The organism is Nonomuraea sp. NPDC003201 (genome assembly GCF_053590415.1).
In genome coordinates this window covers 1-15,275 of sequence record NZ_JBSFTC010000139.1, presented here as the reverse complement: position 1 = coordinate 15,275, position 15,275 = coordinate 1, and the positions used below count along the sequence as shown (strand labels likewise).

General features: G+C 71.6%; 14 protein-coding genes. 7 read left to right on the top strand and 7 right to left on the bottom strand.

Annotated features, from left to right (window positions below):
• Nucleotides 1-42: 42 nt before the first annotated feature.
• The 4 genes from ACWDX9_RS35865 to ACWDX9_RS35850 all read left to right on the top strand — a co-directional run bounded on the left by ACWDX9_RS35865 (nucleotide 43) and on the right by ACWDX9_RS35850 (nucleotide 4,517).
• Nucleotides 43-699, top strand: a complete 657-nt coding sequence (locus ACWDX9_RS35865) for a response regulator (protein ID WP_185072735.1) — start codon at nucleotides 43-45, stop codon at nucleotides 697-699.
• 70 nt (nucleotides 700-769) lie between these two features.
• A complete protein-coding gene (locus tag ACWDX9_RS35860) occupies nucleotides 770-2,845 on the top strand; it encodes a DUF6421 family protein (RefSeq protein ID WP_449962019.1) in 2,076 nt (691 codons plus the stop codon).
• A complete protein-coding gene (locus ACWDX9_RS35855) occupies nucleotides 2,842-3,471 on the top strand; it encodes an SDR family NAD(P)-dependent oxidoreductase (RefSeq protein WP_350728684.1) in 630 nt (209 codons plus the stop codon). Before ACWDX9_RS35860 ends, ACWDX9_RS35855 begins: the two co-directional genes overlap by 4 nt.
• Nucleotides 3,468-4,517: a threonine aldolase family protein gene (locus ACWDX9_RS35850; protein WP_449962016.1), complete on the top strand. Its 1,050-nt coding sequence runs from the start codon at nucleotides 3,468-3,470 to the stop codon at nucleotides 4,515-4,517. Before ACWDX9_RS35855 ends, ACWDX9_RS35850 begins: the two co-directional genes overlap by 4 nt.
• Nucleotides 4,518-4,535: 18 nt before the next feature.
• On the opposite strand, the gene ACWDX9_RS35845 is transcribed toward ACWDX9_RS35850, so the two are convergent.
• Nucleotides 4,536-5,957 (bottom strand): phytoene desaturase family protein, encoded by a 1,422-nt coding sequence (locus tag ACWDX9_RS35845; RefSeq protein ID WP_449962014.1) that lies wholly within the window; start codon nucleotides 5,955-5,957, stop codon nucleotides 4,536-4,538.
• Nucleotides 5,958-5,965: 8 nt separating this feature from the next.
• Nucleotides 5,966-6,613: a DUF305 domain-containing protein gene (locus tag ACWDX9_RS35840; protein ID WP_449962011.1), complete on the bottom strand. Its 648-nt coding sequence runs from the start codon at nucleotides 6,611-6,613 to the stop codon at nucleotides 5,966-5,968.
• A 116-nt stretch (nucleotides 6,614-6,729) separates the two neighbouring features.
• Here ACWDX9_RS35840 and ACWDX9_RS35835 point away from each other — a divergent pair, with 116 nt between their 5' ends.
• Complete coding sequence (locus ACWDX9_RS35835; protein ID WP_364255565.1) at nucleotides 6,730-7,443, top strand: DUF3105 domain-containing protein; 714 nt, start codon at nucleotides 6,730-6,732, stop codon at nucleotides 7,441-7,443.
• A 135-nt stretch (nucleotides 7,444-7,578) separates the two neighbouring features.
• Here the strand turns inward: ACWDX9_RS35835 and ACWDX9_RS35830 are convergent, their stop codons facing one another.
• The gene (locus tag ACWDX9_RS35830) at nucleotides 7,579-8,082 is read right to left on the bottom strand and encodes an EF-hand domain-containing protein (RefSeq protein ID WP_350728689.1); all 504 of its coding nucleotides are present in this window, start codon (nucleotides 8,080-8,082) and stop codon (nucleotides 7,579-7,581) included.
• Between the two features lie 73 nt (nucleotides 8,083-8,155).
• The gene (gene ald, locus ACWDX9_RS35825; RefSeq protein ID WP_449962007.1) at nucleotides 8,156-9,271 is read right to left on the bottom strand and encodes an alanine dehydrogenase; all 1,116 of its coding nucleotides are present in this window, start codon (nucleotides 9,269-9,271) and stop codon (nucleotides 8,156-8,158) included.
• A 148-nt stretch (nucleotides 9,272-9,419) separates the two neighbouring features.
• Here ald and ACWDX9_RS35820 point away from each other — a divergent pair, with 148 nt between their 5' ends.
• Nucleotides 9,420-10,361 carry an excalibur calcium-binding domain-containing protein gene (locus ACWDX9_RS35820; RefSeq protein ID WP_449962004.1) on the top strand — a complete coding sequence of 314 codons (942 nt, stop codon included), beginning with the start codon at nucleotides 9,420-9,422 and terminating at the stop codon, nucleotides 10,359-10,361.
• Here ACWDX9_RS35820 and ACWDX9_RS35815 read toward each other — a convergent pair.
• The 3 genes from ACWDX9_RS35815 to ACWDX9_RS35805 all read right to left on the bottom strand — a co-directional run bounded on the left by ACWDX9_RS35815 (nucleotide 10,358) and on the right by ACWDX9_RS35805 (nucleotide 14,220).
• Nucleotides 10,358-11,737, bottom strand: a complete 1,380-nt coding sequence (locus ACWDX9_RS35815; RefSeq protein ID WP_449962001.1) for an NCS2 family permease — start codon at nucleotides 11,735-11,737, stop codon at nucleotides 10,358-10,360. The genes ACWDX9_RS35820 and ACWDX9_RS35815 overlap by 4 nt on opposite strands.
• 61 nt (nucleotides 11,738-11,798) lie before the next feature.
• Nucleotides 11,799-12,032: an EF-hand domain-containing protein gene (locus ACWDX9_RS35810; RefSeq protein ID WP_357729518.1), complete on the bottom strand. Its 234-nt coding sequence runs from the start codon at nucleotides 12,030-12,032 to the stop codon at nucleotides 11,799-11,801.
• Nucleotides 12,016-14,220, bottom strand: a complete 2,205-nt coding sequence (locus ACWDX9_RS35805) for a molybdopterin cofactor-binding domain-containing protein (protein ID WP_449961999.1) — start codon at nucleotides 14,218-14,220, stop codon at nucleotides 12,016-12,018. The genes ACWDX9_RS35810 and ACWDX9_RS35805 overlap by 17 nt, the downstream gene beginning before the upstream one ends.
• A gap of 95 nt (nucleotides 14,221-14,315) precedes the next feature.
• Between ACWDX9_RS35805 and ACWDX9_RS35800 the strand changes: the two genes are divergently transcribed.
• The coding region (locus ACWDX9_RS35800; RefSeq protein ID WP_449961996.1) for a PucR family transcriptional regulator ligand-binding domain-containing protein at nucleotides 14,316-15,275 on the top strand (960 nt) is incomplete at its 3' end.

The window sequence follows — 15,275 nt, the reverse complement described above, 5'->3', positions numbered from 1 at the left end:
AGCGGTGTTCAAGGTGGGGGCCCGGCGTCTACCCTCCGGCTTGTGGGCATTCGTATAGTCATCGCCGACGATCAGGCGATGGTCAGGGCCGGGCTGCGCATGGTCGTCGACAGCGACCCCGGCATGGAGGTGGTCGGGGAGGCGTCCGACGGGCGTGAGGCCGTCGCCGTGGTCAGGCGTACGCGGCCGGACATCGTGCTCATGGACATCTCGATGCCCCGGCTCGACGGGCTGGCCGCGGCCAAGGAGTTGCTGGACGACCCGTCGCCGCCCAAGGTCATCACGCTGACCACGTTCGACACCGACGAGAACCTCTACGCCGCGCTGCGCGCCGGCACCAGCGGGTTCCTGCTGAAGGTGTCGCCGCCGGAGCAGCTCCTGGAGGCGATCAGGGTGGTGCACGCGGGTGACGCGCTGCTCGACCCGGCCGTGACGAGCCGGGTGATCGCCACGTTCGCGGGCCGGGCCGAGCCGACGCCCTCGCCCCGGCTGGCGGAGCTGACGCCGCGCGAGCTGGAGGTGCTGCGGCTGCTGGCGCGCGGCCTCACCAACGCGGAGATCGCCGGGGAGCTGTACGTGGGGGAGGCCACGGTCAAGACGCACGTGGCGCGGGTGCTGATGAAGCTGTCGCTGCGCGACCGGGCGCAGGCCGTGGTCTTCGCGTACGAGACCGGGGTGGTCCGGCCAGGCGCCGCCTGAGGGTTTGGCGGTACATGGAGCATCATGTGTATATTTTCCGTCAGAAGGCGGTAGATACAGGAGATATTTCATGCAAGCATTCCCTCGGGTGCTGTTCGACGAGGCTCACAGCGAGTCGTGGACCGTCCGGCGCGAGGTGGCCGAGGCCATCAACCCCGCCCATCCCGACGACAACAGCTACGCCCGCGCGGCCGGGCTGCTCCGGCACCTGGGGCACACGGTCGGCGCCCACACGTCCGGCGCGCTCACGCCCGAGACGCTCGCCGAGCAGGACGTCCTGGTGATCGCGCACCCGTCGGGAGAGCGGTGGGAACGTACCATCGGGCAGGGCAGCCCCGTCTTCACCGCCGCTGAGCTGGACGCGATCGAGTCCTTCGTCGCCGACGGCGGCGGGCTGGTGGTGCTGGCCGAGGAGGAGCAGGACAAGTACGGCAACAACCTGCGTGAGCTGCTCGGGCGGTTCGGGGTGGGCGTGGCGCACACCACCGTGCGCGACCCGAAGAACGCGCACCGGGACGTGGCCACCTGGGTGCTCGCCGAGCCCGCCACCACCTCCGGCCTGCTCGCCGGGGTCCGTACGGCCTGCTTCTACCGCACCGGCGTCCTCACGATGGCGAGTGAGGGTGCGGGCGAGGGTGAGGTGCTGTTCGCGACCTCGCCGACCGCCGACCCGGCGGGCGCGCCGCTGGCCGCCGCCGTCCGGTACGGCAAGGGGCGCGTGGTCGCGTTCGCCGACTCCGACCTCTTCGGCGACGACTCCATCGAGGACTACGACCACCGGCGCCTCTGGGGGAACGTGGTCACCTGGGCCGCCCGCGTCCCGGACGCCGGCGGCGCCGCCGGGTCGCGCGACAAGGGCAAGGCGGCCGGGTTCGCCCGGCTCAAGGCGGCCGTCGAGGAGCTGCGTCCGCTGCAGGTCAAGGACGGCTCGGTGCCGGAGGAGAAGGAGCGGGCGAAGGCGCTGGTGGCCGAGATCGGCGCGCGCCTGGGCGAAATATCGCCATATTTCCCGCATGACGCCGCGTACCTCCAGGCCGTCCAGGGTGACCTGGCGAAGTGGGCCGAGCAGGACCTCGGCGTGCCCGACTTCCTCGACTCGCTCGACCTGTTCCACCCCGACACCCAGCGGGAGGACGGGCTGGAGCACGTCGTGGTCTTCCCCATGTACACCCAGAACGGCAACCCCGCCCGCAACCTGGAGGCCGTCTGGATTCGGACGATCTGGCCGGACTGGCTGGCCGGGCTGGAGGCGGGCGGCTACGACAACCCGATGTTCGTGCCGATCGCGTTCGAGGACTTCACCTCCGGCTACGACACCCACTCCGCCGTGCTCTTCCCCGAGACGGTCGCGGTGCGGCAGGCTCCGGCGCGCTTCACCTGGGGCGGGATCTTCGCCGACCGCGAGGCCGCCAGGTTCAGGCGGGTGTCGCAGGCCGCCGCCGAGACGCTCAAGCTCGACCTGCCGCCGGACGCGGCCAGGCTGCTGGCCTCGCAGCGGCTCGCGCAGGACACGTTCGTGCTCTGGGACCTGGTCCACGACCGCACCCACAGTCACGGGGACCTGCCGTTCGACCCGTTCATGATCAAGCAGCGGATGCCGTACTGGCTGTACTCGCTGGAGGAGCTGCGCTGCGACCTGACCGCGTTCGGCGAGGCCGTCAAGCTGGAGGCCCGGGGCGTGCCGCACGCGCGGTACGTGCAGGTGGCGATCCTGTTCGACCGGCTGTTCAGGTTCCCGATCACCGGGGAGCGGGTGCGGAACTACGACGGGCTCGGCGGGCAGCTGCTCTTCGCGTACCTGCACCGCAACGACATCGTGCGCTGGACGGACAACCGGCTCACGATCGACTGGGAGCGGGTCGCGGACGGGGTCGCCGACCTGCGGGGCGAGGTCGAGAAGCTGTATCGCGACAGCATCGACCGGTCCAAGCTGGCGCACTGGCTGGCGGCGTACGAGCTGGTGGGCGCGTACGTGGCGCCGCACCCCGGCTCCGTCTGGGCCAAGGGCGTCGAGGCGCTGCCGGAGGAGCAGAAGGCCAAGGTGGACGCGGTGCTGCCGGACGAGTTCCCCCTGAGCATGTTCTACGAGGCACTGCGCCGTAAGCTGGCCGAAGTGGTCGAATCGACTAAGGGACTTCGCGCATGATCATTCTGGTTACGGGTGCTGGAGGGCCGACGGGGGAGGCCGTTTCCGAATATTTCCGGAAAAATGGTCATACGGTGATCGGGGTCGACAAGGAGGACGTCGACCTGCTGGACCGTACCGCCGTACAGGGCCTGGCCGACTGGATCGAGCGCGATCACGGCCGCGTGGACGGCGTGGTGCACCTGGTCGGCGGCTGGCGCGGCGCCGGCTCGTTCGCCGAGACCAGCCTCGACGACTGGGACCTCCTGCACGACCTGTTGATCCGCACGCTCCAGAACGTGTCGCTGGCCTTCGAGCCGCTGCTGCGGGACAGCGACAACGGCCGCTTCGTGATCGTCTCGGCCAAGGCGGCCGAGCGGCCCTCCGCCGGGGGCGCCGCCTACGCGGCGGCCAAGGCGGCGGCGGAGGCGTGGACGCTCTCCCTCGCCGACGCGCTCTCCGGCACCGGCAGCGCGGCCACCATCCTGGTGGTCAAGGCCCTGGTGAACGACGCCATGCGGGCCGAGAAGCCCGCCGCGAAGTTCGCCGGCTTCACCGACGTACACGACCTCGCGGAGGCCATCGGCGGCCTCTACGACCGCCCCGCCGCCGAGGTCAACGGCACCCGATTGGACCTTACTGCGTGACTTCCCGGCACGACCCCCGGCTCAAGGCGTTCGCCAGCGACAACTACGCCGGGGTACACCCCGAGATCCTCCAGGCCATCGCCGCCGCCAACGGCGGCCACCAGACCGCCTACGGCGAGGACGTCTACACCGAGGCCATGGGGGAGGTCTTCAAGCGGCACTTCGGCGAGCAGGCGCAGGCCTGGCCGGTCTTCAACGGCACCGCCGCGAACGTCGTCTCCCTCCGTTCGATGACCGCCCACTGGGAGGCGGTCATCTGCGCGGAAAGCGCCCACATCAACACCGACGAGGGCGGCGCGCCCGAGGTGGCGGGCGGCATCAAGCTGCTCACCGTGCCCACGCCCGACGGCAAGCTCACGCCGGAGCTGATCGACCGGCAGGCGTGGGGGTTCGGCGACGTGCACCGGGCGCAGCCGCGCGTGGTGTCCATCTCCAACACCACCGAACTCGGCACCCTCTACACGGCCGACGAGATCGCGGCGATCTGCGCGCACGCCCATGACCTGGGACTGCTCGTCCACCTCGACGGTTCCCGCCTCACCAACGCCGCCGCCGCCCTCGACGTCCCGCTGCGGGCCCTCACGACGGACGTGGGGGTGGACGTGCTCTCCTTCGGCGGCACCAAGATCGGGCTGCTGTACGGCGAGGCCGTCGTCGTCCTCAACCCGGCCGCCGCCAGCGGGGTCGACTACCTTCGCAAGACGTTCATGCAGCTGTCGTCGAAGATGCGCTTCGTGTCGGCGCAGTTCGAGGCGCTGCTGTCGGGCGACCTGTGGCTGCGCAACGCCCGCCAGGCCAACGCCATGGGCCGGCGCCTGGCCGAGGCGGTCGGCGGCATCCCGGGGGTGACGCTCACCCGGCCGGTGGAGGCGAACGCGGTCTTCGCGATCCTGCCCCGGGACGTGACGGAGCGGCTGGCCAAGCGGTTCCGGTTCTACACGTGGAACGAGGCGACGGGGGAGGTGCGGTGGATGTGCGCCTTCGACACGACGGAGTCCGACGTGGACGCCTTCGCCGCCGCCCTCACCGACGAAATGCACCCCTGACCCCCGCGCCGCGTGTCGTCATGGCTTGGCGGGGGTGGTCCGCAGGGCGAGGCGGGCCGCCTGCCAGCCGCCCATCCCGTGTACCGACGGGCCGGGTGGGGTGGAGGCCGAGCACAGGAAGACGCCCGGCAACGGGGTGCGCCACGGCGCCGGGGACCAGACGGGGCGGCGGAGGAACTGGACCAGGCTGGTCAGGCCGCCGGTGATGTCGCCCCCCACCAGGTTGGGGTTGGCGGCCTCCATCGCGGCCGGGCCCATCGTGTGGCGGGCCAGGACGCGGTCGCGGAAGCCGGGCGCGTACCGCTCGATCTGGGTCTCGATGGCGTCCGTCATGTCCACGGTCGAGCCGGCGGGCACGTGGCAATAGGCCCAGAACGTGTGCCCGCCCCTCGTCGGATCCGCCGCGTACGGCTGGACCGCCAGCACGTACGGCCGGGGCGAGTGCCGGCCGGCGGTCGTCTCCGCCTCGCTCAGCGCGATCTCCTCCAGCGTCCCGCCCAGGTGCACCGTGCCCGCGTCCGCCACCGCCGGGTCCCGCCACGGCACCGGCCCGTCCAGGGCCCAGTCCATCTTGAAGACGCCGGGACCGTACCGGTAGCGGGCCAGCCGCCGCCGGTAGCCCGCCGGGAGGTCCGCCATCGCGAGGAACTGCCGGGGCGAGACGTCCAGCACCACCGTCGGCGCGGACAGCTCCGACAGCCGGCGCACGCGGTGGCCGGTGACCGCCTCCCCGCCCAGTGACCTGAGCTCGGCCACCAGCGCGTCGGCCAGCACCTGCGACCCGCCCCGCACCAGCGGCCAGCCCGCCAGGTGTGCCAGGGACGCCAGCATCAGCCCGTATCCGGCGGTGATGGGCGCGCGCAGGTCCCGTACGGAGTGGGCGGCCATGCCCGCGATGAGCGCCCGCCCCTCCACGGTCCGGAACGCCCGCCGGGCGAACGTCGTGGCGGGCAGGGCGGCCGCGAGCCCGAACCCGGCCGCCTGCGCGAACGTACGCGGCCCCGTGGCCCGCCACGGGCCGAGCGGCTTGAGGAGCAGGTCGACCAGCGGGAGCCCGGCGCGGGCGGCCGCGCCCACGGTCGCCAGCCACGCGCCCGCGTCGCGCCCCAGGCCCTGGGCGGTGCGGTGGGCGTCGCGGTGCACGAGTACGGCGGGACGGTCGTCGAGCGGATGGGCCACGGGCACCGGGGGATGCGCGAACTCCACCCCCGGAAGGTCCAGCGCCCGGAACGCGGGAGACGCCACCGCCATCGCCATCACCGTCGCGCACAGGTCGTGCACCCGCCCCGGCAGCGTCAGCTCGCCGGAGCGCAGCCCGCCGCCGAACCGGTCGGCGGCCTCCAGCAGCAGCACCCTGCGCCCGGCACGGGCCAGGGTGACGGCTGCGACGAGCCCGTTGGGCCCGGAGCCCACCACCACCGCGTCGGCGTCCCCGTCCACGGCCGGCCTTACTGGGGCTTGAGGATCGACGGGTAGGGCTGCGCGCCGCGCTGCTTGAGCAGCTCCGTCATGAGCTTGATCTCGCCGCTCTGCCCCTGGACGATCTTCTGCGCCATGCTGACGACCTCGGCGCGCGTGGACAGCTTGAGCAGCCCTTCGGCCATCTGCACACCCCCCTCGTGGTGGCGGATCATCAGCTGCAGGAACAGCACCTCGGCCTGCGTGCCCTGCGCCTCCTTGAGCTGGGTCAGCTCCTGCGGCGTGGCCATGCCGGGCATGGAGCCGGGCGCGGCCCCGTTGGCGGGCGTCGCGGTGCCGCCGTGGCCGTGGCCGGCCATCCAGGCCATCGGCTTCTGGTCGGTGGCCTGGTCGAGACCCCACTGCTGCAGCCAGCCCAGGAACATGCCGCGCTGGTTGGCCTGGGTGTTGATGATGTCGAAGGCCAGGTTTCTGATCTCCTTGGCCGGGCCCTTGTCCCTGACGATGAACGACATGTCCACGGCCTGGGCGTGATGCGTGGCCATGTCGCGGGCGAACCCGGCCTCGGCCGAGGTGTCGCCGGGCGTGCCGTCACGGCCGAACAGGAAGAATGCGGCCACGGCGAGCACGAGCACGCCGCAGGCGATCAGGATGGGTTTACTCGCGGGCTTTTCCATGGCCCGTCCAGCGTACCCACCGATGGCGTCGTGATCGGACGCTTATAAGCGCCTTATTCTCCGCATACGCCGGGAGGCAATAGGGTGACCGGAGTTGGTACGCCGATGGAGGAACGATGACGAAGGAGAAGGCGCAGGCGAGGCGCGAGCATCTTGCGAAGATGCGGGCCGAGCAGAAGCGCAAACAACGCCGCGCCGCGCTGCTCATGTGGGGGACGGGCGGTCTGATCATCGTGGTGCTCGTCGGCGTGGTCGGCTTCTACCTGGTCAAGCAGGCCAGGGAGACCTCGTTGGACGCCGTGGCCAATTTCAAGTACGAGGCCGGGCAGCACGTGTGGAACGCGGTCACCTACAAGGAGAACCCTCCGGTGGGCGGCCAGCACAACAACTACTGGCAGGCGTGCTCGGTCTACGACAAGCCCATCCACAGTGAGCACGCCGTGCACTCCATGGAGCACGGGGCCGTCTGGATCACCTACCGGCCCGACCTGCCCAAGGCGCAGGTCGACAAGCTGAAGGAAGTGGCGTCGTCCACGGGCCAGCAGGACTACATGCTGGTCAGCCCGTACCCCAACCTGCCCGCGCCGGTGGTCGCGTCGTCGTGGGGGCACCAGCTCAAGCTGAACGACTCCGCCGACCCGAAGCTGGGGGCGTTCATCAAGAAGTTCCAGAACGGTAAGGACACGCCGGAGCCCGGCGCCACGTGCGGCGGCGAGGACGCCATCACGACGACGGCCGACCAGGCGCCGCTGCCGCCGGAGCCGAAGGGCAACCAGCAGCAGCCGCCGATGGAGACCATCTCGCCGACGCCCAGCCAGTCGCAGAAGTAGCCCGCGCGGGGCCGGTGGGCATCGGCCGGAGCCGGGAACGGCGGTACGCCGGAGGGGCGGGTGGGTGGCCCCTTCGGCGGCGTGGCCGCCCCCTCGTGGGTGTGGGAACTCCGGCCGACGCCCGTGACGGGGCTCTCACACCCCGTCGATGAGGAGGCCCTGGCGGGCGCGGGAGTACTCCTCGAAGGAGATGCGGCCGTCGCCGTCGGCGTCCACCCGGGAGAAGGCCGCGGCGAGGTCGGTGTCCGCGCGGTTCCAGACGGTGCGGAAATCCTCCATGGTGATCCAGCCGTCGCCGTCGCGGTCCGCGACGGCGAAGGTGGCCCGGGTGATCGGCGCGAGCACGGCTTCGAGTGCGCCCGTGCGTACCAGCGACTCGAAGGACGTGACGTACTCCTCCTTGCTGATCCGCCCGTCGCGGTCGGTGTCGAGGGCCCGGGCGTGGGTGTCCCAGGCGTTGAGGAACGCGTTGACGACCGCCTCGGCCTCGGGCGAGTCCGCGCGCACGCCGGTCTGCTCCAGCCGCCGCTGGGCCAGCGACAGGTAGTCGTATCGGGTCAGGAAGCCGTCGCCGTCGGCGTCCAAGTCCTTGAAGTTGCGCTCCGCGCTCTCGCGGAAGCTGCTCTTCTGCGCCATCATGACTCCGATCAGTTACTCTAAGTAGTCTAACGCTACTTAGGGTAACTCGCACCGGATGTGATGGACAGAAGGCTCACGAAAGAGCGTGTTCGACGGGCGTCCACTCCAGACCGTGCGCCTCGGCCACCGGGCGGCTGGTCAGGTGGCCGTCGTAGGTGCTCAGGCCCAGCGCGAGCGCCGGGTCCTCGCGCATGGCCCGCTTCCAGCCCAGGTCGGCGATGGCCAGCGCGTACGGCAGCGTCACGTTCGTCAGCGCGAACGTCGAGGTGTGCGGCACCGCGCCGGGCATGTTGGCCACGCAGTAGAAGATCGAGTCGTGCACCCGGTACGTGGGCTGCTCGTGCGTGGTCGGCCGGGAGTCCTCGAAGCAGCCGCCCTGGTCGATCGCGATGTCCACCAGCACCGAGCCCGGCTTCATCCGGCTCACCAGGTCGTTGCTCACCAGCGTCGGCGCCTTGGCGCCGGGCACCAGCACCGCGCCGATGACCAGGTCGGCCTCCGTCACCGCCTGCTCGATCTCCAAGGTGTTGGAGGCGACGGTCTGGCAGTGGCCCTGGTAGATCAGGTCGGCCTGGCGCAGCTTGTCGATGTTGTTGTCGAGCAGCAGCACCTCGGCCTGCATGCCGAGGGCGATGGCGGCGGCGTTCATGCCGGACACGCCGGCTCCGATGACCACGACCTGCGCCGCGCGCACGCCGGAGACGCCTCCCATCAGCACGCCCCTGCCGCCTCCCGAGCGCATCAGGTGGTACGCGCCCACCTGCGGCGCCAGCCTGCCCGCCACCTCGGACATGGGCGCGAGCAGCGGCAGCGCCCGGTTGGCGGTCTGGACGGTCTCGTAGGCGACGGCGGTGCTGCCGGAGTCGAGCAGGGCCTGCGTGCAGGGCCTGGACGCGGCCAGGTGCAGGTACGTGAACAGCACCTGCCCCTTGCGCAGCCGGTGGTACTCCTCCGGCACCGGCTCCTTCACCTTCATGACCATGTCGGCGGCCGCCCAGACCTCGTCGGCGTCCGGGACCATGACGGCCCCCGCCGCGGCGAAGTCGTCGTCGGGGATCGCGGAGCCGACGCCCGCCCCCTGTTCCACGAAGACCCGATGCCCGTGGCGCACGAATTCGTGCACTCCGGCCGGGGTAAGGGCCACCCGATATTCGCTGTTCTTGAGCTCTTGCGGAACACCGACTTTCATGGCCGAACTCTTCTCGCTCTTGTGCGCCTACGCCTCCATTCTTCCTCTCTCCCCCGAATAGGTGAGGATTATCGGGCTGATTACCCCGGTGCCGCCGTACCTCGATAGGCTCACCGGCAGTCCGAACGTCAGGATGGGATCGCCATAGATGGACAAGCCGGAAGAGCCGCCACCCGCGGACCCCGGGGAGCCGAAGGCCAGCAAGGCCACCACCATCTTGCTGATCGTCTCGCTCGTGCTCGTCGTGCTGGTCGCGGGAGTGGTCGGCTCGATCGCCGTCCTGATGACCAAAAATCCCGACACGCCGCTCCTGGGTGCCGCGCCGGCGCAGCAGCTGGCCGTGCCCATCCACTTCGCCCCCGTACGGGAGGCCAAGGCCGCGCCGTGCCCCGGCGCGGAGGCCGTGCTCGACCAGGAGCAGAAGAACTGCTACTTCCTGGAGGACGGCGTCACCGTCGACGCCGTGCAGCGGATCGAGCCGGTGCGCGAGAAGGACGGCCAATACTCCGTGCGCATCGCGATCGCCCCGCGCTTCAGGGAGCGCTTGGTGCAGCTCATCGACGAGCTGGTGCCCGACCAGCGGCAGGTGGCCATCGTGCTGGCCCCCGCGCAGCCTGACGCGCCCAAGGTCGTGCTGGCGGCGCCCGTCGTCACCCAGTACATGGACGGCGACAGCATGAGCATCTCGGGCTTCGAGAAGGAGGAGGCCGACGCGCTGGTGACCCGCCTGCTGGGCACCACGCCGGGCGCGTCCACGCAGCCCACGGACCCGGCCTCCCAGCCGCAGCAGCCCGGCGGCACCCCGCCGCAGAACAACCAGACCCCTCCGGGCCAGCAGAACAACCCTCCGGCCCAGCAGAACACCACCCCCGGCACCGCCACCACCCCGGGCGCCAACCCCGCCGCCACGGGCCCCGCCACGGGCCCCGCGTCGGGCCCGCGGCGCACCCCCGACAAGCGCTACGCCAGCTGCAAGGAGGCCGTGGCCGCCGGGGACGGCCCCTACTCCAAGGGCACCCACGAGGAATACTCCTGGTACGTGGACGTCGACGGCAACGGCGTGGCCTGCAACAGCGGCGACATGCGCTAACCGAACAGCTCCTCCAGCCCGTCGATCGCGAAGTAGGCCACGAAGATCAGCGAGACGACCCAGAGCAGCCACGGGATCTCGGAGAAGCGCCCCCTGGCGGCCTTGACGAGGGTGTAGGCGATCACGCCGGCGCCCACCCCGTTCGTGATCGAATAGGTGAACGGCATGAACGCGATCGTCAGGAACGCCGGGATGGCCACGTCCAGCTCGTCCCAGGGCACGTTCCTGCTCTGCGTCATCATCAGCGCCCCGACCAGCACCAGCGCGGGCGCGGCAGCGGCGGCGGGCACCACCGAGGCCAGCGGCGTGAACAGCAGCGTCATCCCCAGCAGCGCCCCGGTCGCCACGCTGGCCAGGCCGGTGCGCGCGCCCTCGCCGACGCCCGCGGCGGACTCGACGAAGACGGTGTTCGCCGAGGAGCTCACCGAGCCGCCGATCATGGCCGCCACGCCGTCCACGGTCAGGATGCGGCCCAGCCGGGGCACCTGGCCCCGCTCGTCCACCATCCCGGCCTCGTCGCTCACGCCGATGATCGTGCCCATCGCGTCGAAGAACCCCGACAGCACCAGCGTGAACAGCACCACGGCCGCCGTCAGCGCCCCCGCCCTGCCGAACCCGCCGAACAGGTCGAACGCGCCCACCAGCCCGAAGTCCGGCGCCGCGACCAGGCGCTCCGGCACATGGGGCGTGACCACGCCCCACGACCGGGGCGGGATCTTGGCGACCGAGTTGACCAGGATGGCCAGGGCGGCCGTCACGACGATGCTGATCAGGATCGCGGCCGGGGTCCTGCGGACGAACAGGACGATCATCAGGAGCAGCCCGAAGCAGAACACGACGACCGGCCAGCCGACGAGGTGGCCCGTGGCGCCGAGCTGCACGGGCGTGCCGGTGCCCCGCGTCACGAACCCGGAGTCCACCAGCCCGATCAGGGCGATGAACAGCCCGATGCCCACGCTGATGGCGTGTTTGAGCGCGAGCGGGATGGCGTTCATGATCAGCGTGCGCAGGCCCGTCACGGCCAGCACGATGATGACGAACCCCTCCAGCACCACCAGGCCCATGGCCTGGGCCCACGTCATGTGCGGGGCGGCCTGGTAGGCGACCACCGCGTTGAGGCCGAGCCCGGCGGCCAGGCCGAAGGGCGCGTTGCCGACGAAGGCCATCAGCAGCGTGGAGACGGCCGCGGCGAGCGCGGTGGAGGTGGTGAGCTGGGCGATGGAGAGCCGGGCCCCCGTGACGTCCGTGGCGCCGGCCAGGATGATCGGGTTGAGCAGGATGATGTAGGCCATGGCCACGAACGTGGTGACCCCGCCACGCACCTCGCGGCCGACGGTCGTCCCCCGCCCGGTGAGCTCGAAGAGACGGTCGAGCACCCGCCATCCCCCTTCACATGATCAAGGGGGATGGCGCATAGCTACCCGGCGGATGAGGAGATCACGCCTTCTCGTGGCGCCCGTGACCCACGAGACCCATGAACTCCTCCAGCCCGATCGTCCCGTCGCCGTCGTTGTCGGCCGACTTGATGAACGCCTCGATCTCGCTCTCGGACGCGCCCTGCCCGCCCAGCGCCTCGTTGGCCCGGCGGATCTCGTCGGCCGTCAGCAGGCCGTCGCCGTCGGTGTCGAAGCGCCGGAACTCCGCCTCGGCCGCTTCACGAGCGCTTGCCATCGGATACCCCCATTGTCGATCCGTCATCAAACAACGCGATATCTTCTGGCCTAATCGGAACCCGAGTCAACCGCAGCCCGGTCGCGGCCCGCACGGCGGCGGCGACGGCGGGGGTGGAGGAGAGCGTCGGGGGCTCGCCCGCGCCGCGCAACCCGTACGGCGCCGCCGGATCCGCATTCTCCAGGATCTTCATCTGCATCGGCGGCATGTCGAGGATCGTGGGGATGAGGTAGTCCGTGAACGACGGGTTCAGCACCCGGCCGTCACGGACCTGGATCTCCTCCATGAGCGCCAGCCCGAGCCCCTGCGCGGACCCGCCCTGGATCTGGCCCTCGAGGGCCTGCGGGTTCAGGATGCGGCCCACGTCCTGGACGGCCGCCAGCTCGACCACCTTGACCAGGCCCAGCTCCACGTCCACGTCCACGACGGCCCGGTGCACGCACAGGGCGAGCTGGGTGTGGGAGTCGCCCTGCCCGGTGATCGGGTCCATCGGGTACGTGGGGCGGTGCCGGTACTCGCGCGTCTCCTCGATCGGCCCGAACTTCTCCAGCGCCTCCTCCGGCGGCAGCCCGTTGAAGCGCTTGCGCACCGCCTCGCAGGCGGCCCGCACCGCCCCGCCCGTGACGTACGACTGGCGCGAGGCCGACGACGAGCCGGCCGAGCCGACGGAGGTGTCGGCGGTGGCCACGGTCACGTTCGCGATGCCCAGCTCGGTGCGGGCGATCTGGGCCTGGATCGTCACCAGGCCCTGGCCCACCTCGGCGGCGGCGGTGTGCACGGTGACGTGCGGCTCGCCGCCCACCAGCTCGGCGCGGACCCTGGCCGTGGAGTAGTCGTCGAAGCCCTCGGAGAAGCAGATGTTCTTGATGCCGACGCCGTAGCCGATGCCGCGGCGCACCGACTCGCCGTGCGTGGTCTGGGACACGCCCCCGGGCATCGACCGCAGGTCATCAAGGGGTTCCGACGGTAGCGGCATCGCCTCGAGGTCGCGCAGCATCTCGGCGAGCGGGGCCGGGGAGTCGATCACCTGGCCGGTGATGAGGTGGGAGCCCTGGGAGACGGCGTTGCGCACGCGGATCTCCACGGGCGACAGGCCGCACGCCTCGGCCAGCCGGTCCATCTGCGACTCGTACGCGTAGCACGCCTGGACCGCGCCGAAGCCGCGCATCGCGCCGCACGGCGGGTTGTTGGTGTAGACGCCGGTGGCGTCTATCTGCACGTTCTCCACCTCGTACGGCCCCACGCCCAGCGACGCGGCGTTGCCGACCACGGCGGGGGAGGAGGAGCAGTACGCGCCGCCGTCCAGCAGGATGTCGGCCTTGACGTAGACGAGCTTGCCGTCGCGGGTCGCGCCGTGCTCGTAGCGCATCCGGGCCGGGTGGCGGTGCACGTGGCCGAAGAACGACTCCTCCCGGCCGTACACGATCTTCACGGGCCGGTTCAGCCGCAGCGCCAGCATGCAGGCGTGCACCTGCATCGACAGGTCCTCGCGGGCGCCGAACGCGCCGCCGACGCCGGACAGCGTCAGGCGCACCTTGTCCGGGGGCAGGCCGAGGCAGGGGGCGAGCTGGTCGCGGTCCACGTGCAGCCACTGGGTGGCGATGTAGAGGTCGACGCCGCCGTCCTCGGCCGGGACCGCCAGGCCGGACTCGGGGCCGAGGAAGGCCTGGTCCTGCATGCCGACCTCGTACTCGCCGGTGACCACGACCTCGGCCTCGAACGTGCCGCCCCGCCGCACCGGCTGGTGCCGCACGAAGCGCCGGGACCGGCGGGGGTCGGTCACGGCCTCGCGCACCTCGTACTCGACCACGATGGCCGCCGCCGCCCTGCGCGCGGTCTCGGGGTGGTCGGCGGCGACCACCGCCACCGGCTCGCCCTGGAAGCGGACCTGGTCGATGGCCAGCACCGGCTGGTCCTTGTGGTCGAGCCCGTAGAACTTCTCGCCCGGCACGTCCTCGTGCGTCAGCACGGTCAGCACGCCCGGGATCTTCAGCGCGGGACCCACGTCGATCGACCGGATCCAGGCCGACGGGTGTGGGCTGCGCAGCGTCGCGCCCCACACCATGCCGTCCAGCCACAGGTCGGAGGCGTAGGCGAACTCGCCGGTCACCTTCAGAGTCGCGTCGGGCCGCCGCGCGCTCTCACCGACCCCCGCGCCGTGCAGGGTCGTGTACGCGGTCTCCGTCATCTTCCGAGTAGAGCACCGCCGCCGCGCCGGATCCTATGCGCGTCGCGTGAAATCCCGGTCAGCGCTTGGCCTCGGCGCCTTGTATATTCCTCCAAGTGCGCATCTCCGACCTGCTGGCCATCGACGAACTGCGCCTGACCCTGCTCGCCGGCGACCCCTCGCGCGAGTTCGGCACCGTGCACATCACCGACCTGCCCGAGCCGGGGCGCTACCTGAGCGGCGGCGAGCTGGTGCTGTCGGGGCTGATGTGGTGGCACGAGCCGGGAGACTCGGCCAGGTTCGTGGCGGCGCTGGTGGAGGCCGGGGTCGCCGCGCTGGGCGCGGGGCAGGCGTGGCTGGGCCACGTCCCGGCCGACCTGGTGGCCGCGTGCGAGGCCGCCGGTCTGCCGCTGGTCGAGGTGCCGACGGAGGTGTCGTTCCGGACGCTGGCGGAGCTGGTCGTGCCGCGGCTGGCCGGCGACGTGCGTGACGCGCTCGGCCGCCACCGCAGGCTGGTCGCGGCCATCGCCGAGGGCGCCGACCTGCGCGAGCTGTTCACGCTGACCGCCGCCGAGCTGGGCGTCACCGGCGCCGTGCTGTCCGCGTCGGGTGAGGTGATCGTGGGCGTGGCCACGGATCCCGTACGGCTGGCGAGGGCGTACCTGACGGCGCCGCGGCTGCCCGCGCGCGTCGGCGACCACACGATCTTCGCGGTCGGGCGCGGCCACCGGGCCGCGGGCTGGGCGCTGGCCTGCGACGGCGACCTGATGGGCCGCGCCGACCTGGGCTACGAGCTGGCGTCCTGCGTCGGCCTCGAACGCAACCGCATGGAGGAGGGCCGCCGGGTCGAGCGCCGCCTGACCGAGCAGCTCATCGTGGCCGCGCTGGCCGAGTCCGACGCGGCCGAGCTCAACGCCAGGCTGCGGACCTGCGGGATCGACGCGGCGGAGCCGTACGCCGTGGTCAGCGCCACCGCGCCCAGGCAGGGCGCCACCCGCGGGCCCGACCCCGCCACGCTCGGCGGGCAGGTCGTGGAGGAACTGCTCGGCCGCGAGGTCGTGGCGGCCGCGGGCGCG

Bases quoted from the DNA above. Each gene is read 5' to 3' on its own strand.
- ald (WP_449962007.1), bottom strand. From the start codon at position 9,271: ATGAAAGTCGGTGTTCCGCAAGAGCTCAAGAACAGCGAATATCGGGTG.
- ACWDX9_RS35860 (WP_449962019.1), top strand. From the start codon at position 770: ATGCAAGCATTCCCTCGGGTGCTGTTCGACGAGGCTCACAGCGAGTCG.
- ACWDX9_RS35855 (WP_350728684.1), top strand. From the start codon at position 2,842: ATGATCATTCTGGTTACGGGTGCTGGAGGGCCGACGGGGGAGGCCGTT.
- ACWDX9_RS35835 (WP_364255565.1), top strand. From the start codon at position 6,730: ATGACGAAGGAGAAGGCGCAGGCGAGGCGCGAGCATCTTGCGAAGATG.
- ACWDX9_RS35805 (WP_449961999.1), bottom strand. From the start codon at position 14,220: ATGACGGAGACCGCGTACACGACCCTGCACGGCGCGGGGGTCGGTGAG.
- ACWDX9_RS35820 (WP_449962004.1), top strand. From the start codon at position 9,420: ATGGACAAGCCGGAAGAGCCGCCACCCGCGGACCCCGGGGAGCCGAAG.
- ACWDX9_RS35830 (WP_350728689.1), bottom strand. From the start codon at position 8,082: ATGATGGCGCAGAAGAGCAGCTTCCGCGAGAGCGCGGAGCGCAACTTC.
- ACWDX9_RS35810 (WP_357729518.1), bottom strand. From the start codon at position 12,032: ATGGCAAGCGCTCGTGAAGCGGCCGAGGCGGAGTTCCGGCGCTTCGAC.
- ACWDX9_RS35840 (WP_449962011.1), bottom strand. From the start codon at position 6,613: ATGGAAAAGCCCGCGAGTAAACCCATCCTGATCGCCTGCGGCGTGCTC.